Origin of the sequence: Streptomyces sp. NPDC087300 (assembly GCF_044744425.1) — a bacterium.
In the GTDB taxonomy this organism is placed as follows: domain Bacteria; phylum Actinomycetota; class Actinomycetes; order Streptomycetales; family Streptomycetaceae; genus Streptomyces.
Genome location: NZ_JBIUYI010000001.1, coordinates 961290 through 982184, shown reverse-complemented (window position 1 = coordinate 982184; position 20895 = coordinate 961290). Strand labels below are relative to the sequence as shown.

General features: G+C 71.9%; 22 protein-coding genes. 9 read left to right on the top strand and 13 right to left on the bottom strand.

Annotated elements, in window-relative coordinates:
* Positions 1-99: 99 nt before the first annotated feature.
* The gene (locus ACIO9J_RS04060; RefSeq protein ID WP_401992099.1) at positions 100-618 is read right to left on the bottom strand and encodes a nitroreductase/quinone reductase family protein; all 519 of its coding nucleotides are present in this window, start codon (positions 616-618) and stop codon (positions 100-102) included.
* 283 nt (positions 619-901) lie between these two features.
* Between ACIO9J_RS04060 and ACIO9J_RS04055 the strand changes: the two genes are divergently transcribed.
* The 4 genes from ACIO9J_RS04055 (at position 902) to ACIO9J_RS04040 (ending at position 4381) form a co-directional block, all read left to right on the top strand.
* Entirely contained in the window at positions 902-1603 is a 702-nt protein-coding gene (locus ACIO9J_RS04055) for a TetR/AcrR family transcriptional regulator (protein ID WP_401992097.1), read from the top strand.
* A gap of 244 nt (positions 1604-1847) precedes the next feature.
* Positions 1848-3221, top strand: a complete 1374-nt coding sequence (locus tag ACIO9J_RS04050; RefSeq protein WP_401992095.1) for a sensor histidine kinase — start codon at positions 1848-1850, stop codon at positions 3219-3221.
* Positions 3218-3883, top strand: coding sequence for a response regulator (locus tag ACIO9J_RS04045; RefSeq protein ID WP_401992093.1), 666 nt, complete (start codon positions 3218-3220; stop codon positions 3881-3883). The genes ACIO9J_RS04050 and ACIO9J_RS04045 overlap by 4 nt, the downstream gene beginning before the upstream one ends.
* Positions 3884-3979: 96 nt before the next feature.
* Positions 3980-4381 (top strand): MarR family winged helix-turn-helix transcriptional regulator, encoded by a 402-nt coding sequence (locus ACIO9J_RS04040; protein WP_401992091.1) that lies wholly within the window; start codon positions 3980-3982, stop codon positions 4379-4381.
* Between the two features lie 37 nt (positions 4382-4418).
* On the opposite strand, the gene ACIO9J_RS04035 is transcribed toward ACIO9J_RS04040, so the two are convergent.
* Positions 4419-5162, bottom strand: coding sequence for a maleylpyruvate isomerase family mycothiol-dependent enzyme (locus ACIO9J_RS04035; protein ID WP_401993053.1), 744 nt, complete (start codon positions 5160-5162; stop codon positions 4419-4421).
* A gap of 61 nt (positions 5163-5223) precedes the next feature.
* Positions 5224-6492 carry an MFS transporter gene (locus ACIO9J_RS04030; protein WP_401992089.1) on the bottom strand — a complete coding sequence of 423 codons (1269 nt, stop codon included), beginning with the start codon at positions 6490-6492 and terminating at the stop codon, positions 5224-5226.
* 141 nt (positions 6493-6633) lie between these two features.
* Between ACIO9J_RS04030 and ACIO9J_RS04025 the strand changes: the two genes are divergently transcribed.
* Positions 6634-7866, top strand: coding sequence for an ROK family protein (locus ACIO9J_RS04025; protein WP_401992086.1), 1233 nt, complete (start codon positions 6634-6636; stop codon positions 7864-7866).
* Here ACIO9J_RS04025 and ACIO9J_RS04020 read toward each other — a convergent pair.
* The 6 genes from ACIO9J_RS04020 to ACIO9J_RS03995 all read right to left on the bottom strand — a co-directional run bounded on the left by ACIO9J_RS04020 (position 7863) and on the right by ACIO9J_RS03995 (position 12668).
* Positions 7863-9110, bottom strand: a complete 1248-nt coding sequence (locus ACIO9J_RS04020) for an MFS transporter (protein WP_401992083.1) — start codon at positions 9108-9110, stop codon at positions 7863-7865. The two genes, ACIO9J_RS04025 and ACIO9J_RS04020, sit on opposite strands and share 4 nt — an antisense overlap.
* A gap of 215 nt (positions 9111-9325) precedes the next feature.
* Positions 9326-9925, bottom strand: coding sequence for a TetR/AcrR family transcriptional regulator (locus tag ACIO9J_RS04015; RefSeq protein WP_401992080.1), 600 nt, complete (start codon positions 9923-9925; stop codon positions 9326-9328).
* A gap of 146 nt (positions 9926-10071) precedes the next feature.
* Entirely contained in the window at positions 10072-10992 is a 921-nt protein-coding gene (locus ACIO9J_RS04010) for a phosphotriesterase (RefSeq protein WP_401992077.1), read from the bottom strand.
* The gene (locus ACIO9J_RS04005; RefSeq protein ID WP_401992074.1) at positions 10989-11573 is read right to left on the bottom strand and encodes a DUF4865 family protein; all 585 of its coding nucleotides are present in this window, start codon (positions 11571-11573) and stop codon (positions 10989-10991) included. The genes ACIO9J_RS04010 and ACIO9J_RS04005 overlap by 4 nt, the downstream gene beginning before the upstream one ends.
* 48 nt (positions 11574-11621) lie before the next feature.
* Positions 11622-12017 (bottom strand): cupin domain-containing protein, encoded by a 396-nt coding sequence (locus ACIO9J_RS04000; protein WP_401992071.1) that lies wholly within the window; start codon positions 12015-12017, stop codon positions 11622-11624.
* A 69-nt stretch (positions 12018-12086) separates the two neighbouring features.
* Positions 12087-12668, bottom strand: coding sequence for a TetR/AcrR family transcriptional regulator (locus ACIO9J_RS03995; protein ID WP_401992068.1), 582 nt, complete (start codon positions 12666-12668; stop codon positions 12087-12089).
* Positions 12669-12880: 212 nt separating this feature from the next.
* Between ACIO9J_RS03995 and ACIO9J_RS03990 the strand changes: the two genes are divergently transcribed.
* The 3 genes from ACIO9J_RS03990 to ACIO9J_RS03980 are packed head-to-tail and all read left to right on the top strand — an operon-like array spanning position 12881 to position 16607.
* Positions 12881-13174, top strand: coding sequence for an SHOCT domain-containing protein (locus ACIO9J_RS03990; RefSeq protein ID WP_401992065.1), 294 nt, complete (start codon positions 12881-12883; stop codon positions 13172-13174).
* Entirely contained in the window at positions 13171-14040 is an 870-nt protein-coding gene (locus ACIO9J_RS03985) for an ABC transporter ATP-binding protein (protein WP_401992063.1), read from the top strand. Before ACIO9J_RS03990 ends, ACIO9J_RS03985 begins: the two co-directional genes overlap by 4 nt.
* On the top strand, positions 14037-16607 hold the full coding sequence (locus ACIO9J_RS03980; protein WP_401992060.1) for an ABC transporter permease: 2571 nt from the start codon (positions 14037-14039) through the stop codon (positions 16605-16607). Before ACIO9J_RS03985 ends, ACIO9J_RS03980 begins: the two co-directional genes overlap by 4 nt.
* An 89-nt stretch (positions 16608-16696) precedes the next feature.
* On the opposite strand, the gene ACIO9J_RS03975 is transcribed toward ACIO9J_RS03980, so the two are convergent.
* Both ACIO9J_RS03975 and ACIO9J_RS03970 read right to left on the bottom strand, forming a co-directional pair.
* Positions 16697-17170, bottom strand: coding sequence for an ATP-binding protein (locus ACIO9J_RS03975; RefSeq protein WP_401992058.1), 474 nt, complete (start codon positions 17168-17170; stop codon positions 16697-16699).
* Positions 17171-17366: 196 nt separating this feature from the next.
* Positions 17367-17696 (bottom strand): hypothetical protein, encoded by a 330-nt coding sequence (locus tag ACIO9J_RS03970; RefSeq protein WP_401992055.1) that lies wholly within the window; start codon positions 17694-17696, stop codon positions 17367-17369.
* 349 nt (positions 17697-18045) lie between these two features.
* On the opposite strand from ACIO9J_RS03970, the gene ACIO9J_RS03965 reads away from it, so the two are divergent.
* On the top strand, positions 18046-19143 hold the full coding sequence (locus tag ACIO9J_RS03965) for a PLP-dependent cysteine synthase family protein (protein WP_401993050.1): 1098 nt from the start codon (positions 18046-18048) through the stop codon (positions 19141-19143).
* A 59-nt stretch (positions 19144-19202) separates the two neighbouring features.
* On the opposite strand, the gene ACIO9J_RS03960 is transcribed toward ACIO9J_RS03965, so the two are convergent.
* Entirely contained in the window at positions 19203-19682 is a 480-nt protein-coding gene (locus ACIO9J_RS03960) for an SRPBCC family protein (RefSeq protein ID WP_401992052.1), read from the bottom strand.
* A 64-nt stretch (positions 19683-19746) separates the two neighbouring features.
* Positions 19747-20622: a DeoR/GlpR family DNA-binding transcription regulator gene (locus ACIO9J_RS03955; RefSeq protein WP_401992049.1), complete on the bottom strand. Its 876-nt coding sequence runs from the start codon at positions 20620-20622 to the stop codon at positions 19747-19749.
* Between the last annotated feature and the right edge of the window lie 273 nt (positions 20623-20895).

Sequence of the window (20895 nt, the reverse complement as noted above, 5' to 3'; positions counted from 1 at the left end):
GGCCTAGCCCGGCCCTCCACTACTCCGCGCGGCGCTTATTCGGTGCGGCGCCTGCTCCGTGCGGCGCTTACTCGGTGTCGCGCTTACTCGGTTCGGCGCTTACTCCGTGCCGACCTTCTCGGGGCGCAGCACGGTGATCCGGAATACGGGATGGTCGGGAGCGGCCGCCAGGATCTCCGCGTCGGAGGACTTGGCGGTCACGCCCTGGAAGTACTGGTTGACCTCCCAGCCCCACCGCTCCAGATAGCCGCGCAGCAGCGCCAGCTTCTCGCCGTCGGGCACCTCCACGGCGGTGAACGCATTCACCCTGCGCCCCACACGCAACTCCCCACCACCCGCGACGCGCATGTTCCGCACCCACTGCGAGTGCCCGCGCGCCGACACGAGGTACTCGCCGCGCTTGCCCTCGCCCGTGTGCGTATAGGGGTTCACGGGGATGCGCTGCATCTTGCCGCTCTTGCGGCCCCGCACGGAGAGCTCGGCGCTGCCCATCAGGCTGACGCCGCACCGCGCGAGCCAGCCGATGACGCCGTTGAGGCGGACGCTGAGCGGGCCGCCCTTGAGGTAGTAGCGGGGCGGGATCGGGGCCCCGGTCGGCTCGGGTGTGGTCGCGGACATGGGGACCTCCAGGGGAGAAGTGGGGCGGGGTTTCGGGGGCGGTGCGGAACGGTGTGGTGCCGTGCGGGAACGGCGTGAGAGCGGTGCGAGTGCGATGCGAGAGCACTGCTCTCGCTGTTGAGCAGTGTGCACGAGTCTGATGATCCAAAGCAAGAGCAGCGCTCTCGGAAAGTTCAGCCGCTCCAGTTTCGGTGCGACGTGTAATGAGTGGTGCGGCGCTCGTGACTATGTGCGCCGATCGCGACAGTGTGCAGCGCTCCGCTCCCGTGGCAGACTGATCCCCATGAGCGACAGCGTGATCAAGGGAGCGCGGGCCCGCGCCCGCGAAGAAGTCACCGCGGCCATCAAGGACGAGGCCCGTAGACAACTCGCCGCCGACGGCGCCGCCAAGCTCTCGCTGCGCGCCGTCGCCCGCGAGCTCGGCATGGTCTCGTCCGCGCTCTACCGCTACTTCCCCAGCCGCGACGACCTGCTGACCGCGCTCATCATCGACGCCTACGACTCACTCGGCGCCGCCGCCGAGGCCGCGCACGCGCGAGTCGCCGGGCAGGAACCCGTGCGGCGGTGGACGGCGGTGTGCGAGGAGGTACGGGTCTGGGCGCTGGCGCATCCGCACGAGTACGCGCTCATCTACGGCTCCCCCGTGCCCGGTTACAGCGCGCCGGAATCCACGGTGCGGGCCGCCGCGCGGGTGGGGTTGTTGCTCATCGACATCGTGCGTGACGCCCATCGGGGGCGGGGGATCGCCGTACAGCCGTTGCCCGGCGCGTTGCGCGCGGAGGGTGAGCGGCTCGCGGCGGACGTGGCGCCCGATCTTCCCCCGGCGGCCGCGACCGCGATGGTCGCGGCGTGGGCGCAGCTGTTCGGGCTGGTGGGTTTCGAGGTGTTCGGCCAGTTCAACCGCATCGTCGAGGAGCGTGAGGCGTTCTTCTCCCACGCGGTGACGCAACTCGCGCAGGGCGTGGGCATCTTGTCGCAGGGCTGAGGGCTGAGGGCTGAGGGCTGAGGGCCGGCAGCTGCGCGCGGCGGAGGGCTGGGGCGGCGGTGGTCCACGCCGCACGCCCGGCGGGCGCCAGCTCAGCTCCCGGCGTTACCGGCGATACCTGCGTCCCCGTAGCGCCCCCGAGACGCCCGCCCCGCGTCACCCTCACCCACCCCTACCTACTCCCGGGGGAGTACCCGTGATCACCACGCCCGGCGGACGTCCCTGACGCGCCCCGGCGTCTAGCGTGGCCGCCATGGACGAGCAGCGTGAACGCGGGGCCGACGGTCCGGTCCCCGGAGAGAGGGGGCCGTTCCCCGGAGGGGGCGGGCCGTTCCCGGGATGGGGTGGTCGGTCGATGTGGCGGCACGGGCCGCCGTGGTGGAACCAGGGTGACGACACGGGCCGTGGTCGGCGGCTGCCCTGGCTGACCACGCTCGCGCTCACCGTGTTCGTCCAGATCGGTTCCGGCTTCGCGGGGCACGCGCAGACCGGGCGCGAGGCGCTCGACCCGTACGCCCGGGTGCTCCTGCTCCTGGCCACGGGCGTGCTGCTGTTCCGGCACCGCTTCCCGCTGTCCGTCGTATGGGCCACCTCCGGGCTCACGCTGGTCTACATCGGCGCCGGATATCCGTACGGCCCCGTCTTCCTCGCCGTCGCCGTGGGCTGCTTCGCCGCGGTCGTGGCGGGCCACCGGCGCGCGGCGTGGGGAGCGGTGGGCGCGCTGTGGGCAGGGCATCTGGTGATCGCGCACTGGCTCTACCGGTGGCTGCCGCCCGGTGACGACGGGGCGCGCCCCTGGAGCGAGGAGGTCGCGGTCGCCGTCTGGGTCGTCGCGATCGTCGCGGTGTCCGAGCTGGCCCGCGTACGCCGCGAGCAGTGGGTCAAGGAGCGGGCGGAGCGGGCGCAGGCCGCCCGGCGGCGCGCGGACGAGGAGCGGCTGCGGATGGCCCGCGAACTGCACGACGTACTCGCCCACAGCATCTCCGTCATCAACGTGCAGGCGGGCGTGGGCCTCGCCCTGCTCGACTCCGACCCGGAACAGGCGCGCACCGCGCTGACCACCATCAAGGCGGCGAGCAAGGAGGCGCTCGGCGAGGTGCGCCAGGTCCTCGACACGCTGCGGGCCCCCGGCGCCGCGCCCCGCGCCCCCGCGCCGGGACTCGACCGGCTCCCCGAACTCGTCGAGCAGGCGCGGAGCACGGGCCTCACCGTCGACGTGACCACCGAGGGCGCCCGCGCGAAGCTGCCGCCTGGACTCGACCTCGCCGCGTTCCGCATCGTCCAGGAGGCGCTGACCAACGTCGTACGCCACTCCGTCTCGCGCCACGCGCGCGTGCTGGTGCGCTACGGGGTTCCTGCCGGATCCGGGCACGGGGCCGCCGCCGCGCTGACCCTGCGCATCGACGACGACGGCCCCGCCACCGGCACCGACGCGGGCGGCAGCGGCAACGGACTTGCCGGGATGCGGGAGCGCGCCGCGGCCCTCGATGGCACGATCGAGGCGGGCCCGCGTCCGGACGGCGGCTTCCGCGTGACCGCCGTACTGCCCGTGACCGCCGCACCACCCCCGGCCGACCGGGACGCCACCACCCGTACCGCACCTCCGGAGGACCAGTGATCCGCGTACTGCTCGCCGACGACCAGTCCCTGGTCAGGGCAGGCTTCAAGGCGCTCCTCGACGCCCAGGCGGACATCGAGGTGGCGGGCGAGGCCGCGGACGGCGAGGAGGCGGTGCGCCTCGTACGCGAACTGCGCCCCGATGTCGTCCTGATGGACATCCGCATGCCGTTGCTGGACGGGCTCGCGGCGACCCGGCGGATCACCGGGGAGCCCGGTCTCGACGGGGTGAAGGTGGTCATGCTGACCACCTTCGAGCTCGACGAGTACGTCTTCGAGGCGATCCGCGCCGGGGCGTCCGGCTTCCTCGTCAAGGACACCGAGCCGGACGAACTCCTGCGTGCCGTGCGGGCGGTGGTCGAGGGCGACGCGCTGCTCTCGCCGGGGGTGACGCGCCGTCTGATCGCCGAGTTCGCGGCCCGCTCCAAGGAGCCCGCGGCCGCCGACGCGCTCGGTCAGCTCACGGAGCGGGAGCGGGAGGTGATGGCGCTGGTCGGCGTCGGCCTCACCAACGAGGAGATCGCCCGCCGTCTCGTCGTCAGCCCGCTCACCGCGAAGACACATGTGAGCAGGACCATGGTGAAGCTCGGCGCCCGTGACCGGGCCCAACTGGTCGTCCTGGCCTACGAGTCGGGTCTGGTCCGCCCCGGCTGGCTGGGCTGACGGGCGGACGGGTAGGTGTGCGCAGGCACAGGGTATGTGTACATGCATTTAATGCCGATGCAACAACATGCGGATTCTCTGCTAGCGTGCGATCTCATGGCGGCGAAAACGGCCGAGCAGGGGCTCGTGAACCAATGGCGCGACATCCTCGCGGTGCATGCGCGCACCCTGTGCGAGCTCGATCGTGAGCTGCATCCGCACGGCCTGGGGGCGAGCGACTTCGAGGTGCTCGACGTCCTCGCCGACGGCTCGTCGGACGACGGGGGCTGCACGTTCCGCGTCCAGGAGATCTCCGCGCAGGTCCATCTGAGCCAGAGCGCGCTCTCCCGGCTGATCGGACGCCTGGAGAAGGACGGGCTCGTGGAGCGCGGCATGTGCAGCGAGGACCGGCGCGGCGTACGGGTGTCCTTGACCGGGAAGGGCCGCGAACTCCACGCGGAGGTACGGCCGTTGCAGCGGGCCGTCCTCAAGCGGATGCTCGAAGGGGTCGCGGGCTGACGGCCCTGGTGGACTCGGGTCCGCCGCGCGGACGGGCTCACCCCATCACGATCGCCGACTTCTCCCGCCACAGTGCCGCGAGCGAACGGTCCCCCGTCACCTCGGGGAACGGCAGCCGGTTCCACAGCGCCAGATAGAGCCGTGCCGCCTGCCCGGACACCTCGCAGTCGGCCGGGGCCGACGCGCCGCGCTCGGTGACGGGCGGCCCTTCGGAGAGCCGCACCGTCCAGCTCCACTCCTCGGGCGCGTCCGTGGCCCGCACCCGCAGCACCCGCGGTACGTCGCTGCGCACCCGGCTCCTGGAGCGCGCGTGGAAGCCGAGCAGCAGCTCCTCGATCCCGTCCACGGCGAACGCGGTGCCGATCGGCGAGGGGGTACCCCCTCGCGCCGACTCGGCGTCCACCCGGTGGACGGTCGTCTCATTGGCCTGCCGCCGGGCCCAGAAGGCGAGCGGCGAGGGGGCGGGCAGGAAGGCCCAGCACTCCACGTCGGGCGGCGCGGTGGCGAGCGTCCCGACGAGCGCGGCGTGCCCCTCGCGGAACCAGCCGACGAGCGCGTCCCCTTCGAGGTCGGGCACCTTGCCGCCCAGCCGGTACGAGGTGCGCCGCTCCGTGATGAACGCGGCGGCCCAGCGGTGCACCATCCCGGTGTGCCGCAACAGGTCCCGCACCTGCCAGCCAGGACAGGTGGGGACCTTGGCGTCGGTCCCGGCCTCCTCGGCGGCCCGCGCGAGCAACTCACCCTCGTCGTCGACCACTTGGATGTGTGCGGAAATATCCATCGTCGTCATGCGGAAGATTCTGTCGGACGGAGCGGGCCCGAACCGGAACCTCCGGATGATGTCAGACCGATTCCGTACGCTCCGTACGTTCGGTGTGCCGGGTCGCGAAGCCGATGAGCGCGGCCACGGCGGCGAGCAGGGCGACGCTCGTCAGCGCGGCGGGCAGCGAGTACCAGTCCGCCATGAAGCCGATCAGCGGCGGTCCCACCAGCATCCCGCCGTAGCCGAGGGTCGACGCGGCGGCGACCCCGCCGGGACCGGCGAGCGCGCCCGCTCGCTCCACGGCCACGGGGAAGATGTTGGCGAGCCCGAGCCCGGTGACGGCGAAACCGGCGAGCGCGAGCCCCGTCGAAGGGGCGAGCGCGCCCAGCAGCATGCCGACGCAGGCCGTCGCGCCGCCGCCGACCACCGTGCGGGTCCTGCCGAGGCGCTCCAGGAGCGTGGTGCCGGAGAGGCGGCCGATGGTCATGGCGAAGGCGAAGCAGGAGTAGCTCGCGGCGGCGACGCCCGGGTGCGCGTGGAGGTCCTCCTCCAGGTGCAGCGGGCCCCAGTCCGCGATCGCCCCCTCGCCGTACGCGGTGCACAGCGCGATGAGTCCGAAGACCAGGACGAGGCCGCGGGTGCGGGGGTCCATGCGGTGGGCCTTGGGCGATGCCGGCTTCGTATCCGCGGGCCTGGGTCCTCGCGGACCGCCGTCCGGCGCCGAGGAGTGCTCGCGCAGCCGGTCCGCCGCGCCGTCCCGCAGCAGGACGGGCGCGGTGACCGCGGTGACGGCCAGGCCGACGACGGTGATGCCGAGCAGATGGGGCGTGGGGGACAGGTGTCCCGCGACGAGGCCGCCGAGGCCCGCGCCGATCATGCCGCCGAGGCTGAACGCCGCGTGGAAGCTGGGCATCACGGGGCGGCGCAGCGCGGCCACCAGATCGACCGCCGCGCTGTTCATCGCGACGCTGATCCCGCCGTACGCCGCCCCGAAGAACAGCAGGACGAGGCCGAGTACGACGATCGAGTCGGTCAGCGGCGGCAGCGCGACGCTCAGTGGCAGGAGCACACCGCAGGCCACCGTCGTCTGGAGGCTGCCATAACGGCGGCAGAGCCGTCCGGTGAGCGTCATCGTGATCACCGCGCCCGCGGAGACGGCGAGCAGGGCGAGGCCGAGCTGGCTCGCCGATGCGCCGGTCTGCTCCTTGATCGCGGGGATGCGGACGACCCAGCCGGCGAAGACGAAGCCGTCCAGGGCGAAGAAGACCGTCAGCGCGACGCGCAGGCGGCGGAGGTCGGGGGCGGTGGGCCGCGGCGCTGCGGTCCCGATTTTGTTTAGTAGCGGCACAAAGTCAGAGTAGGGGTGCTTCCGGGCCGCGGACAACACGATTCCGCGTTGGCCGAAGATGAGCGGTTGCCGAAGGGCGGAGGAGGAGCGGATGTCGGCTGAACGGCGAGGCCGTGTACGGATCATGGGAGACTCGCCCTCATGAACGGCAAGGCTGCCCCCCGCGGCGAGGGGGAAGTGTCCACGCGTACCCGCCTTGAGCGGGGGCGCGGCGCGCTGGGTCCCGCGCTCGAACTCGTCCACACCGGGCGGGCCCCCACCCGTGCCGTGCTCACCGCCGAGCTCGGGGTCACCCGAGCCACCGCGGGCGCCGTCGCCGCCGAGCTGGAGGCGCTCGGGCTGATCAGGATCGACGCGAAGCCGAGCGCGGCCGCGGGCTCGCAGGGCAGGCCTTCGCACCGGCTCTCGGTCGCGGAGACGGGTCCCGTCGCGCTCGCCGCGCAGGTGCACGCGGACGGTTTCCGGGCGGCCCTCGTCGGGCTCGGCGGCCACATCGTGGCGACCGCGCCGGGCTGCGAGGCCGTCGGCGCCGACCCCGCGCAGGTCCTCGGCGCGGTCGTCGAGGCGGGCGCGCGGCTGCTGCGTGAGACCGGCAGGCGCTGTGTGGGCGCGGGCCTCGCGGTGCCTTCGGCGGTCGCCGAGCCCGAGGGCACCGCCCTCAATCCGCTGCACCTGGCCTGGCCCGCCGGTTCGCACGTGCGGGAGATCTTCGCCGATCGCGTACGCGAAGCGGGCATCGAGGGACCGGCGTTCGCCGCCAACGACGTGAACCTCGCCGCGCTCGCCGAACACCGGCACGGCGCGGGGCGCGGGGCCCGCGATCTGCTCTGCGTGGCGACCGGGCACCGCGGGGTCGGCGGCGCGCTGGTCCTCGACGGCCGTCTGCACACGGGCAGTTCGGGCCTGGCCCTGGAGGTCGGCCACCTCACGGTGAACTCCGCGGGGCAGCCCTGCTACTGCGGAGGGCGTGGCTGCCTCGACGTGGAGACCGACCCGCTGGCCTTCCTGACGGAGGCCGGACGCACGCCAGGACCCGAGGGTTTGCTCGTACAGGCCCGCGAACTGATCCAGGGCTCCTACGCGGACCCGTCCGTACGTTCGGCCGCCGAGGTCCTCATCGACCGCCTCGGCCTCGGACTCGCGGGCCTGGTCAACATCCTCAACCCCGACCGGATCATCCTCGGCGGTCTGCACCGCACGCTCCTGGAGGCGGACCCGGAGCGGCTGCGCGCCGTCGTCGCCGACCGGAGCCTGTGGGGGCGCAGCGGCGGCGTGCCGATCCTGGCGTGCACGCTGGACTACAACAGCCTGGTGGGGGCCGCCGAGCTGGCATGGCAGCCGGTGCTCGACGACCCCCTTGCGGCGCTGGGTTAGACGGGCTGGGTCACTTCGCCGGCGGGGCGGCCCGCGGTCGTGGCCCTGTCCGCCGCGTCGTCGTCCCCGAGCGGGGCGGTGGAGACGCCGGAGCCCTCCGTCGTACGGCGGCGCAGCAGGTCGGGCAGGAGCGTGCCGAGCCCGAGCACGGCGAGGCCCGCGCCGATCCACAGGGGCGCCCGCAGTCCGTGCGCGTCGATGGCGGGTCCGCCGACGGACGTGGCGACGATGATGCCGAGCGTGATGAAGGACGAGTGCACGGTGTTGACCAGCGGCCCCGTGTTGCCCGCGCGCTGTACCCGGGTGATCAGGGCCGGGTTCATCGTGACGCCGACCAGGCCGACGCCCAGCATGAACAGCACGGCGGGCAAGGTCAGTTGGGCGAATAGCGCGAACCCGGTGAGGAAGACCAGATTGAGCGCGAGGCCCACCACGAGTACGGGCAGGGCGCGGCGGTCGGCGAGCCGGCCCACCACGGTGTTGCCGACGACGGTCGCCGCGCCGTACGCGATGAGCAGCAGCGGGACGCTGCCGGTGGAGAAGCCCGTGACCTCGGTGAGGATCGGGTTGAGGTAGCTGAAGGCCGAGAACGTCGCGCCGATGGTGAAGGTGCTGGTGGTCATGACCAGCCACAGCCGAGGCCGGCGGAAGGCGACGAGTTCCTTGCGGAGTCCGCCGCCGCTCTCCTCGGTCTCGCCCTCCGTGTGCGGCACGAAGGCGAGCGTGGCGAGCGCGGCCAGGACGGTCAGCACCGTGATGGCCCAGAACGCGGCGCGCCAGCCCAGGTGTTCACCGACGACGGTGGCGAACGGAAGCCCGAGCAGCGTGCCCAGCATCAGTCCGTTGAGGACCACCGCGACGGCACGGCCGCGCACTTCGGGACGGGTGATGCGTGAGCCCAGCGAGATGGAGACGCCGAAGAACGCCTGGGAGGCGATGCCGGTGAGTACGCGGGCCACCAGCATGGTGCGGTAGTCGGGCGCGACCGCGGCGAGCACGTTGCCCACCAGGAAGATGCCGAACAGCACTATCAGGGCGGACTTCTGACGCATCTTCAGCAACGCGACGGTGAGGAAGGGTCCGCCGAAGGCCATCGCGGCCGCGAAGGCGGTGATGAGATAGCCGATCTCGGGAATCGTGGCATCCAGCCCGTCGGCCATCTGGGGCATCAGTCCTGCGACCACGAATTCGCTGGTCACCATGGCGAAGATGCCGGCGGCCAGGACGTATACGGCGCGGGGCATGGGTGAGCTCCTGTCGGGTGTGAGTATTGGATTGATCAGTACAAAAAATGGGCGTGAGGGCGCGCTAGGGGACGCGATGGAACGTGAAAGAACGTGAAGGGGCGCGCTAAGACGCGAGGGGCCGCGCGGTCCGCGAAGCAGGTGGCAGGTGGCAGGTGCCGGGTGACGGGTGAGTGACGGGTGACAGGTGGTGAGCGGCGACTGGCCGCCGGAGGCTAACGCACCGCCAGCGCGTCGAGCGCCGTCTCCGTGATCGCCTCCAGGGTCGCGCGATCGGCGCCGCCCTGCGCGGAGACGCGCATGCCGCCGATGACGGCGTTGACGTAGCGGGCGAGGGTGTCGGCGTCGCGCTTCGGCGTGATGTCGCCGTCGAGTTGCCCCGACCGGATGGTGGTGCGCAGTGCCGTGAGCCGGAACTCCTGGTCGCGCGCCAGCATTTCGGCCGCTTCGGCGTCGCGCGCGGCGAGTTCGACGGTCGTGTTGACGGTCAGGCAGCCGATGCTGTGGCCGTCAGGGCGGGTCTCGAACTCCCCGTCGACGACCCGGGTGAGCAGTGCGCGCAGCCGGTCCATGGCGGGCCGTTCCGCGTCGTCCAGGATCTCGATCTGGGCGGCGTTCATCGTGTCCATGTAGCGGGCCAGGGCCCGCCGGAAGAGGTCGTGCTTGCTGCTGAACGTGTTGTAGATGCTGCTGCGGCCCAGTCCGGTGACGTCGCACAGGTCCTGGGTCGAGGTGGCCTCGTAGCCCTTCGCCCAGAAGGCGTGCATCGCCGCGTCCAGGGCCCGCTCCTCGTCGAAAGTCCTCGGTCGGGCCATGGAGAGACCGTACCTGTTTTGGAACGTGCGGTGCAATACGCGTTTCTCGTCCACTGGACGCCTGGCCAGGGGTGCGTACCGGTCGACGTTACCGGCATCGACGCTTAACTAGTAACGACGCCGACGCGCGGCAGGAGACGCCCCGGCTACGCCCACCGCACCCCGAACGCCCGCCCCGCGTTGACCGTGAGGATCCGTTCCACCAGGTCCTTGCCCACGGCGAGTTCGAGGCGCGGACGCACCCTGCGCAGCAGATGGGGCATGCCGGGACCGCCGTTCACCGAACGGGCCCCTGCCGTCGTGGTGTCCCCGCCGAGCAGTAGACGGTCGCCGAAGCCCGCGTCGGCGAGGGCACGCACGGCGTCCGGCATGCGCCAGTCCGTGGCGTGGTGGGCGCGGGACGGACCGTCGAAGGCCAAGTAGGCGCCGATCTCGGCTGCCTGGCGATGGGTGAGGAGATCGGGGGAGCGGTTCAGGTGGCCCAGGACCACCCGGGCGGGCGGTACGTCCCACTCGCCGCAGAGCAGGTCGAGCACGTCCAGGGCGCCGGTGCCCAGTTCCAGGTGGACGGTGATCGGCGCGCCCGTGGCGTGGTGTGCGTCGGCCGCCGCGCGCATGGTCCAGCGGGCGTGCGCGTCGAGTCCGTGGAATCCGCCCGCCACCTTGATGAGTCCGGCCCGTACCCCCGACCCGCCGATCCCTTCGGTGAGTTCCCGGACGAAGACGTCCGCCAGGCCTTCGGCCCGCAGGTTCGCCAGCAACTCCGGCGTGTAGTGGGCCGCTTGATGCAGACCCGTCGCGGCGACGATCCGTACGCCCGACGCCTCGGCGAGCTCGGGCAGGCGTCCGGCATGGCGCCCCATCCCGTACGGAGTCCACTGGATGACGCTCTGTCCGCCGACCGCCGCGAACGCGGCCAGTTCACCGGCTGCGGCCTCCGCCGAGTCCAGCTCCTGGCCGGGCAGTTGAGGGCTCTTGATGAACAGGTGGTCATGCGCGTCGCATACGCCGAGCTCCTGCGGGGCGATGTCGCCGAGGACCGTCCGCACGGTGAGAGGCACGCTCACCACTGCCGCCCCCGTGCCAGCTTCTCGCGCTCCGGCGCCGACAGGTGCAGTACTTCGAAGACGTCGCCGACGCCCTGCGGTGAGGCGTGGTCCCAGAGCGAGAAGTGCACCGCTTCCCAGGCGTGCGGATCGATGGCGACCGCAGCGCTCACCGCACCCTCCTGCCCGGCCAACCGCGCCGCTTCATGGGCGAGTTCGACGGCGAACTCCGGCAACGGCGTCCCCTCCGCTATCCGCTGCCTGCGCCGGATCGCCGCCTTGGGGGTCGCCGTCCCGGCCGCCCCCTCCTCGTACGCGAGAACTGTCCAGTTCCGTACGTCGGGCCGCCCGAAGTCGTCGACGAGCCCCTTGAACCCCGGCCCCCAGAGGAAGGAGTTCATGCCCTCGGAGCCGTTCCAGAGGTAGAACGGCGCGTACTGGTTCACGGGTGATCCGTCCCGGCCGCGCTCCCGCATCAGATAGGCCTTGATGCCGAGCCCGGGGAAGTCGTCGAGCAAGTGCCCCTTCGTCGCGACGCGGTGGCGGATGATCCCCATGTCGTATTCGGCGGGCAGGGTGATCTCGTACTGCAGGGCGTGCATGACGTCCTCCTCAACTGATGCATGGAAAAGGGGGAGTTGGCGGACTGTTCAATCCGTGGGGCAGGTGTCGTCGACCAGTTCGCCCCAGTGCACGGTCGTGCCGTCCACGGCCGCCTCCACCACCGCCAGATGCGTCATGAACGTGCGCGGTCCCGCCCCATGCCAGTGCGATTCGCCGGGCTCGATCCAGACGGTGTCGCCCGCCCTGATCGGCTCGACGGGGCCGCCCGCGCGCTGCACGAGCCCCTCGCCCTCGGTGACGTGGAGGACCTGACCGTGCGGGTGGGTGTGCCAGGCGGTGCGGCCACCCGGGGCGAAGTGAACGCTGAACATGCGCAGCCGGGAGGGGGATTCGGGTGCGGCGATCTCGTCGAGCCAGACCGTGCCGGTGAAGTGCTCGGCGGGGCCTCGCGCGCTGTCCGGACGGGTTCGGGTGGTCTGCAAGGCGGTGATCCTCACTGGGCTCAGGGATGGTCGCGAAAATCGAGAGGTGTCAGTGGAACTGAGGGGTGGTCAGGGCGTCTCTGTCCTCGTGCGGCGGGCGGCCGTGAGCAGGGACAGGAGGCCGCGCACCGCCGTGTCGAACGCGGCGGGCGAGCCGGCGGAGCGGGCCAGGACGTAGCCGCCCTGCACCGTCGCGACGATCGTCGCCGCGGTCTCCCGCGAATCGAGCGCGTCCGTGAACTCGCCCTGAGCGCACCCCTCTTCGACGATTCCGGCGAGCCGGTCGCGCAGCCAGTCGAGGGTCTCCGTGACCGGCGCGCGCAGTTCGTCGCTCGCGATGACGTCGGGGTCCATGGTGAGCCGGCCGACCGGGCAGCCCCGCAGCACGTCACGCTCGCGCAGCAGATACGCCTCGACCCGCTCGTACGCGGAACCGGGCCCGCCGAGGACGGCCTCCGCGGTGCCGCGCATCTCCTCGGCCGTGCGCCGGATCGCGGCGAGAGCTAGATCAGGTTTTCCAGTGAAATGGTGGTACATACTCCCTTGACCCGCACCTGCCTGCTGCTGGATGGCCTTGGGGCTCGTACCCACGTAACCCCGCTCCCACAGGAGCTCGCGGGTGGCCTCGATCAGTCGCTCCGGAGTGCTCATGAGCACACTGTACATACTAGTAGGTACAGAGATCCAGTGATCGGTCGATGGAGAGCTGGATCGACCGTGCATCGATCGATGGAGCAGCCGCTCGTGCCGTGCGTACTCCCGAGGTGGTACGTGGGGTGCCGCTGCCCGTACGACGACGTGGGGGTGCTGTCGGAGCGACCTTGGAGGCGTCGGAGAAACCGCTTCAGAGGAGATGACTTCAGATGCAGACCCTGGCGCAATGGGACGGCGGGCCCGGCCCGTGGATCCTCTTCTTCCCGCTGATCTGGGCGGCCGTCGTGGTCGGCGCCGTCACTCTGCTCCGCCGCACCGTATGGCGCGGCCGCCGCGGGCCGTTCCGGGCCGCTGGGCGGCCGACGGGCATCGAGGAGCACTCGCCCATCGCCGTGCTCGGCCGTCGGTTCGCCTCCGGCGAGATCGACGAGGACGAGTACTGGCGCCGACTGAGCGTCCTGAACGAGGAGTTCGGCCGTGCCGCCAAGGACGGTGCGGCATGAGTGCCCCGACCGGACAGGTGACCGGGACCGCGCACACCGCGGGCCCGGACGCCGCCCGTGTCTCCGGCGCCGTGAAGGTCTACGGCAGCGGCGACACCGCCGTACGGGCCCTGGACGGGGTGGACGTCGGCTTTCCCGCCGGACGCTTCACCGCGATCATGGGCCCGTCCGGCTCGGGCAAGTCCACCCTCATGCACTGCGCCGCCGGGCTCGACACGCTCACGTCGGGCGCCGCGTTCATCGGCGACACGGAGCTCGGGACGCTGGACGACCGGCGTCTGACGCTGCTCCGCCGCGACCGGATCGGCTTCGTCTTCCAGGCCTTCAACCTGGTGCCCACGCTGACCGTCGCCGAGAACATCACCCTGCCCATGGACCTCGCGGGCACCCGTGGCGACCGCGAGTGGACCGAGACGCTGATCGACGTCGTCGGGCTGCGCGACCGGCTGCACCACCGGCCCGCCGAGCTCTCCGGCGGGCAGCAGCAACGCGTGGCCGTGGCACGGGCGTTCGCCGGGCGGCCCGATGTCGTCTTCGCCGACGAGCCGACCGGAAATCTGGACTCGCGCGCGGGGGAGGAGGTCCTCGGCCTGCTCGGCCGCGCCGTGCGCGGGATGGGCCGCACCGTCGTGATGGTCACGCACGATCCGGTGGCCGCAGCCCACGCCGACGAGGTCGTCTTCCTCGCCGACGGCAGGCTCGTGGACCGGATGGAGGCCCCGACGGCGGACCGGGTCCTCGACCGGCTGAAGGCCTTCGACACGAAATCCGGCGGCGGCCGGGGCCCGCTGGCGGCCCGGGACCCGGCGGGCCACGACCCGATGGTGCACGCGGGCCGCGGCGGCACGGAAGGGACGAGGCCATGAGCTCGCTCAGCGCCTCCGCGCGCATCAGCCTGTCCTCGCTGCGCGGGCACAAGCGCCGCTTCGCCGGCACTTTCCTGGCCGTCATGCTCGGTGTCGCCTTCCTGGCGGGCACGCTCGTCATGGGCGACACCCTGCGCGCCAGCTTCGACACGATGTTCGGCAACGCCACCAAGGGCACCGACGCGGTCGTGCGCGGCGCGGACACCATCACCACCCCCGACGACAGCCAGGGCACCCGCAAGCCCGTGCCCACCTCCCTGGTCGGGAAGATCGAGCGGACCGACGGCGTCGCGGCCGCGGCCCCGAACATCCAGGGCGCGGGCCAGCTGCTCGGCAAGGACGGCGAGCCCATCGGCGGCCAGGGCCCGCCCACGCTGGCCGGCAACTGGATCGACGACGCACAGCTCAACGCGTATCAACTCGCCGCGGGGCGCGCCCCCGCCGCCTCCGGCGAGGTCGTGATCAACCGCGGTGCCGCAGAGGCCGGGGACCTGAAGATCGGCGACACGACGACGCTGCGCACCCCCGACCCGGTGCGGGTGAAGATCGTGGGACTCGCGACCTTCGGCGGCGAGGACGGCATGGCGCAGACCACCTTCACCGGCATGACGCGGTCCGACGCCGAGAAGTACCTGACGCCGAAGCCCGGCGAGGCCTCGACCATCCAGGTGCGGGCCGGCCCCGGCGTGAGCGAGCGGGAACTCGTGGACGCGCTGACTCCCGTACTGCCCAGGGGAGTCGAGGCCATCACGGGCGCGGAGTCGGCGGCGGAGAACACCGAGAACATCTCCGGCCAGTTCCTCTCCCTGTTCACCAGCTTCCTGCTGGTGTTCTCCGGAGTCGCCCTGCTGGTGGCGACCTTCAGCATCCACAACACCTTCGCCATCGTCGTCGCCCAGCGCACCCGCGAGAACGCGCTGCTGCGCGCGCTCGGCGCCTCGCGCCGCCAGGTCACCGCGACGACCCTCGTCGAGGCGAGCGCCGTCGCCGTCGTGGCGTCCGCCGCGGGCCTCGCGGGCGGCATCGGGATCGCGGCCGGTCTCCAGGCCCTCTTCCCGGCCATCGGATTCCCCTTCCCCGAGGGCGACTTGGTGATCGGCGCGCTCTCCATGCTGCTGCCGCTGGCCGTCGGCATCGTGGTCTGCCTCGGCTCCGCGCTGCTGCCCGCCGTACGGGCCGGACGCACCGCACCGCTGGCCGCGCTCCGGGAGACCGCGGTGGACCACTCCGGTGCCTCGCGCGGCCGGGCCGTGGCGGGGGCGGTACTCGCGCTGGCGGCCGTCGGGCTCGCCCTGACCGGTGTCCTCGTCAGCCCCTCGGTGTGGCTGGCGGGCGCGGGCGCGGTGCTCGCCCTCGTGGCGTTCGTGGTGCTCGGCCCCGTCGCGTCCTCGCGGGCGGTACGGATCATCGGCGGGCCCCTCGACCGGTTCCGCGGCGTCACCGGCGGGCTGGCCAGGCGAAACGCCCTGCGCAGCCCCAAGCGGACCGCCGCCACCGCGAGCGCCCTGATGATCGGCGTCGCCGTCGTGTCCCTGTTCACCGTCTTCGGTGCCTCGCTGAAGGCGACCATGGACCAGACCGTGAACCGCTCCTTCGCGGGCGACATCGCGATCAGCACGCCCGGATTCGGCGCGGGCGGCAGCGGCCTGAGCCCGAAGCTGGCACCCGCGCTCGCCGAGCGGCCCGAGGTGGCGACGGCCGTCGGCCTCGGCAAGGGCGCCGCCGAGGTCAACGGTGAGGGCCGCGCCCTGACCGTCACCGACCCGGGTCCCTTCGCCAAGTCCTTCGACCTCGGCAAGGTCGACGGGTCCCTGGCCGGGCTCGGCGACCACGGCATCGCGATCACCCGCGCGGAGGCCGACAAGCAGGACCTGAAGGTCGGCTCGCGGGCCGAACTCCGCTTCGCCGACGGCACGAAGGACACCTTCACCGTGCGCGCCGTCTTCGGGCGCTCCGAGCTCGCGGGCGACTACGTCATCACCCGTCAGGCCTGGGCGCCGCACCGCGCGCAGGACGCCGACAGCCTCGTATCGGTCACGTTCGAGGACGGCGTGAGCACGGCCGAGGGCAAGGCGGCGATCGCCAAGACCGCGCAGGCGTACGGGAATCCGGATGTGCAGACGCGTGACGAGTACGCGCGGTCCGCGGCGGGAGGCATCGACATGATGCTCACCCTCGTCTACGCGCTGCTCGCGCTCGCCGTGCTCATCGCGCTGCTCGGCATCGCCAACACGCTGACCCTCGCGATCCACGAACGCACCCGCGAGCTGGGCCTGTTGCGCGCCGTCGGGCAGACGAGGGCGCAGCTGCGGGCCATGGTCCGCTGGGAGTCGGTGCTCGTCGCCGCGTTCGGCACGGCGGGCGGGCTCGCGCTCGGCGGCTTCCTCGGCTGGGTGCTCGTCAAGGCGTCGGACGGTGCGACCGAGAGTGCCTTCGCGTTCGCGGTGCCGCCCGTGCAGCTCGTGGTGGTCGCCCTGGTGGGCGTGAGCGCGGGAGCCTTGGCGGGCCTGCGCCCCGCTCGGCGGGCCGCGCGCCTCGATGTGCTGCGGGCCATCGCCACCGAATGACACCCGCCCCCGCGCCGGGATCCGCGCGGGGGCGCGTCCGGCAAGGGACGTACGGGGTGGGATCCGTGCGAGGGGACGTCACCGCCCGGTCAGCCGGCAACGGCCGACCGGGCGGGAGCATGTTCCACGGCGCCGTAGCCGGGATACGTGGGCAGGGCCACGGCGGGGGAGGGCGCGGGGAGCGTGAACCAGACGACCTTCCCCGCCTCGCCCCGCGGGCGCACGCCCCAGCTCTCGCTGACCGCCGCGACCATCGCGAGCCCGCGGCCACAGGTGGCGAACGGCGCCGCGTCGCGCAACTGGGGCAGCCGGGGGTCGTGGTCGTGCACGGAGACCGTGAGGCGGTCGAGCATCAGCTCGATCTCCACCGTGCACACCTTGTCCGGCTCGGCGTGCCGGTGGACGTTGGTGAGCAGCTCGGTCACGCCGAGGGCTGCCTGGTCTATCAAGGGATCGAGATGCCAGTAGCGCAACTGCGCAGAGACGATTCTGCGGACCTGGCCGATCCGCGACGGCAGGGCTTGCAGCTCTACCGTGCAATGCCTGCTTGGCTGGCTCATCACGGCTGCGACTCCCCGAATTGAGGTCCGGAAGAAGACGACGTTCGGATCCGGCAGGGGCCGCGTGGTCTGCCGCCTGCTGTGTGCCCGGCGGGCTGGTTCGCAGCGTCATCGCCGGTAAACCCAGAGTGATGTTGTGAGACCAGAGTGACTCAGGGGGTGCGGGCGTGCAACTCGCGTGCGGGTGTCGCGGGCCCGCTCAGCCTCGCGGCCGGTGCCCGGCGGCCCTGCGGACGGCGTCCAGGAAACCGCGGACCGTCGGCGGTCCGCCCTCGCCGGGGGCCGGTTCGTGCTCGCCGAGGGTGAGCAGGTAACGCCTGCCGTTGACATCGGCGAGGGCCCTGTCGTCAGGGGCGAACCAGGGCTTGCCCGTGCGTACCGCTTGCAGGGGCGCGCTGTCGATCTCCTTGCCGTAGCTGGTGAGCAACTCCAGCCTGCCGTCGGTGATACGGACCTGTCCCGCCCGGGTGAGGGAGCGCAACCGCCGCCCGATCCGCACGCCCGTGGCCGTGAACTCCGGCTCCGCCATGACGCTCCGCCCCCTTGTGCGCTTCGGTGAATCTGTGCGTTTCGGTGAATCGCCTCGATCGGGACAGGCGTCCCGCTGCGGTGCAGTCTGCACGCACCCGGCGTCGAGCACCAGTACGCATGTCAACGTCCGGCCAGGTCGGTGAGACCTTTGCCGAGGCTACTCCTGGCCTTTGCCCAGCCGCTGCGCCAGCAGTGCCTTTGAGGTGCTCAAAGGTGTGTTTATGCAGGTGAGAAGCGTGCGGAGGGTGTTTAAGATCGAGGTGTACGGCCGCGTCGAAATCGCGTCCGGCACGACGCGAAGGAGTCCCGCGGTGAGCACCTCACAGCATGTTCGAGCCGACGAACCGATGCCCACACTCGACGTGGACCACAGCGACGCCGAGTACCGCGCCTGGCTGAAAGAAGCCGTCCGAAAGGTCCAGGCCGACGCCAACCGCTCGGCCGACACCCACCTGCTGCGCTTCCCGCTGCCCGAACAGTGGGGCATCGACCTGTACCTCAAGGACGAGTCCACGCACCCCACGGGCAGCCTCAAGCACCGCCTCGCCCGCTCGCTCTTCCTCTACGGCCTGTGCAACGGCTGGATCCGGCCGGGGCGGCCGGTCATCGAGGCGTCCAGCGGTTCGACTGCCGTCTCCGAGGCCTACTTCGCCAAGCTGATCGGCGTCCCCTTCATCGCGGTGATGCCGCGCACGACCAGCGCTGAGAAGTGCCGGCTGATCGAATTCCACGGCGGCCGATGCCACTTCGTGGACGACTCGCGCACGATGTACGCCGAGTCGGCCGCCCTCGCCGTCGAGACCGGCGGCCACTACATGGACCAGTTCACGTACGCGGAACGGGCCACCGACTGGCGCGGCAACAACAACATCGCCGAATCCATGTACCAGCAGCTGAAGTTGGAGCGCTATCCCGAGCCCGCCTGGATCGTCGCCACCGCGGGCACCGGCGGCACGTCGGCGACCATCGCGCGCTATGTGCACTACAACCAGCACGACACTCGCATCTGCGTCCCCGACCCGGAGAACTCCTGTTTCTTCGACGGCTGGACCAAGAACGACCCGGACGCGACGAGCGACTGCGGCTCGCGCATCGAGGGCATCGGCCGGCCCCGCATGGAGCCGAGCTTCGTGCCCGGCGCGATCGACCGCATGATGAAGGTGCCGGACGCCGCGTCCGTCGCCGCCGTGCGCGCCCTGGAACAGGCGATCGGCCGCAAGGCGGGCGGCTCCACCGGCACCGGCCTGTGGAGCGCCCTGAAGATCGTCGCCGAGATGGTCGCCGCGGGCCGCACCGGCAGCGTCGTCACCCTGATCTGCGACGGCGGAGACCGCTATCTGGACAAGTACTACTCCGACGAGTGGCTGGCCGAACAGGGCCTGGACATCGCACCGTACGGGCAGGCGATCGAGACACTGCTCGCGACGGGGGCGTGGCCCGAGTAGGCGTACGAACCCGGGTGGTGGGCCCTGACGTTGCCCCCTGTCGGCGGCCCTCGGCGGTGTTACGCCTCGGCCGCCGCGAGCCGCCGGTCCAGCGCCGTGACCGCGTCGCGGAACGCCCGGCCCAGGCCCGCGCGGCCCAGCTTGAGCGTGCCGCGCAGCACGGCCGTCCCGTCCGCGGCGAACGTCCACTGCACGCGGGTGCCGGGTCCTGCCGGGGTGAGCCGCCACTCCTCGACGAGGGTGCGCAGCCCCGGCGCGTTCGACTCGTCGACGCGGTAGGCGTACCGCTCGGGGCTCTCGGCCGCGAGGATCGACTCCTTGAAGCGGGTGCCGCCCTTGAGGTGGACCTCGCGGCCCTTGCCGCCGTCGGTGGGGTTGCACAGGGTGACCGCGGTGAACCACCGTGGCCAGTCGGTCACTTCGTCGGCGAGCGCGCGGTAGACGGCCTCCGGCGGCGCGCTCACCTCGCGCGCGAAGACCAGGCGCAGCGGAGCGGACTCTATGAACTCAAGCCCTGCCGGGCTCAGTTGGCGTGCCATCGAACGCTGCCCCCCAGCGGCATGGAGCGGTTGACCGGGCAACGCCACCATAGCTGGCGTTCCGTCAGATGTCTGCGGAGGGCAGGTCGTCAGCCGCGTCCGCGGCGTCGTCGGCGCCCGCCGGGCTCTCCGGCTCGCCCGCGACCATGAGCCGGTGCAGATGCTCGGAGATCTCCGTACGCGCGTCCGCGGGCAGCCCCGCGTCGGTCACCAGCGTGTCGACCTGGGCCAGCGTGGCGAACGAACTCAGGCCCACCGTGCCCCACTTGGTGTGGTCGGCGACCACGACGACGCGCCGCGCCGACTGCACGAGGCGCCGGTTGGTCTCCGCCTCCGCGAGGTTCGGCGTCGAAAGACCGGCCTCCGGCGATATGCCGTGCACCCCGAGGAAGAGCACGTCGAAGTGGAGCGCGCCGATCGCCTGGTCGGCCACCGGACCCACCAGCGAGTCCGAAGGGGTGCGCACACCGCCGGTGAGGACCACCGTCGCCGCGCCCTGGCGCTGGCCCGAGCTGCGCTGCGCGGAGTGGAAGACGTCCGCGACGCGCACCGAGTTGGTGACCACCGTCAGATCCGGCACGTCGAGGAGGTGGTGGGCCAGCGCGTAGGTCGTCGTACCGCCGGAGAGCGCGATCGCCGTGCCCGGCGACACCAGGGACGCCGCGGTCCGCGCGATGTCCTCCTTCGCGGTCAGTTCGAGGCCCGACTTGGCCTCGAAGCCCGGCTCGTGCGTGCTCGCCTCGACCACGGGCACCGCGCCGCCGTGCACCTTCTCCAGGACGCCCTGACGGGCGAGCGCGTCGAGGTCGCGGCGGACGGTCATGTCCGAGACACCGAGTTTCCGGGTGAGTTCGTTGACACGGACCCCACCGCGCCGGCGCACCTCGTCGAGGATCAGGGCACGGCGCTGCTCGGCGAGGAGGTTCTGATTCTCACTCAATCCCGGTCCGGCCCTTCCGCCTCGTCACACCCCGCGCGCCCGTCCGGCGCGCTGCCTCATCCTCGCACGCGCCACCCACGCCCGTGCCACCGCCCGCAGTGCGTGACCGGCCGGAACGGCGCGACACGGTAAGGGGGAGATTCCGTGACGGTGGGTGCGCACGGACCCGCGAGCCGGGATCCTTGTCCCCAGACATCACGCATCTCGGGGGAGAACAGTGGAGCGTGCGACACAGGACGAGACCGCCCTGGAACTCCTGGTCCATGGAGTCGG

What these genes read in the sequence shown, in the direction of transcription:
- ACIO9J_RS03965 (WP_401993050.1), top strand. Translation starts at nt 18,046, where the DNA reads ATGCCCACACTCGACGTGGACCACAGCGACGCCGAGTACCGCGCCTGG.
- ACIO9J_RS04035 (WP_401993053.1), bottom strand. Translation starts at nt 5,162, where the DNA reads ATGGATATTTCCGCACACATCCAAGTGGTCGACGACGAGGGTGAGTTG.
- ACIO9J_RS03970 (WP_401992055.1), bottom strand. Translation starts at nt 17,696, where the DNA reads ATGGCGGAGCCGGAGTTCACGGCCACGGGCGTGCGGATCGGGCGGCGG.
- ACIO9J_RS03980 (WP_401992060.1), top strand. Translation starts at nt 14,037, where the DNA reads ATGAGCTCGCTCAGCGCCTCCGCGCGCATCAGCCTGTCCTCGCTGCGC.
- ACIO9J_RS04020 (WP_401992083.1), bottom strand. Translation starts at nt 9,110, where the DNA reads ATGCCCCGCGCCGTATACGTCCTGGCCGCCGGCATCTTCGCCATGGTG.
- ACIO9J_RS04040 (WP_401992091.1), top strand. Translation starts at nt 3,980, where the DNA reads ATGGCGGCGAAAACGGCCGAGCAGGGGCTCGTGAACCAATGGCGCGAC.
- ACIO9J_RS03985 (WP_401992063.1), top strand. Translation starts at nt 13,171, where the DNA reads ATGAGTGCCCCGACCGGACAGGTGACCGGGACCGCGCACACCGCGGGC.
- ACIO9J_RS04025 (WP_401992086.1), top strand. Translation starts at nt 6,634, where the DNA reads ATGAACGGCAAGGCTGCCCCCCGCGGCGAGGGGGAAGTGTCCACGCGT.
- ACIO9J_RS03990 (WP_401992065.1), top strand. Translation starts at nt 12,881, where the DNA reads ATGCAGACCCTGGCGCAATGGGACGGCGGGCCCGGCCCGTGGATCCTC.
- ACIO9J_RS03960 (WP_401992052.1), bottom strand. Translation starts at nt 19,682, where the DNA reads ATGGCACGCCAACTGAGCCCGGCAGGGCTTGAGTTCATAGAGTCCGCT.
- ACIO9J_RS04005 (WP_401992074.1), bottom strand. Translation starts at nt 11,573, where the DNA reads ATGCACGCCCTGCAGTACGAGATCACCCTGCCCGCCGAATACGACATG.
- ACIO9J_RS04055 (WP_401992097.1), top strand. Translation starts at nt 902, where the DNA reads ATGAGCGACAGCGTGATCAAGGGAGCGCGGGCCCGCGCCCGCGAAGAA.
- ACIO9J_RS03995 (WP_401992068.1), bottom strand. Translation starts at nt 12,668, where the DNA reads ATGAGCACTCCGGAGCGACTGATCGAGGCCACCCGCGAGCTCCTGTGG.
- ACIO9J_RS04060 (WP_401992099.1), bottom strand. Translation starts at nt 618, where the DNA reads ATGTCCGCGACCACACCCGAGCCGACCGGGGCCCCGATCCCGCCCCGC.
- ACIO9J_RS04015 (WP_401992080.1), bottom strand. Translation starts at nt 9,925, where the DNA reads ATGGCCCGACCGAGGACTTTCGACGAGGAGCGGGCCCTGGACGCGGCG.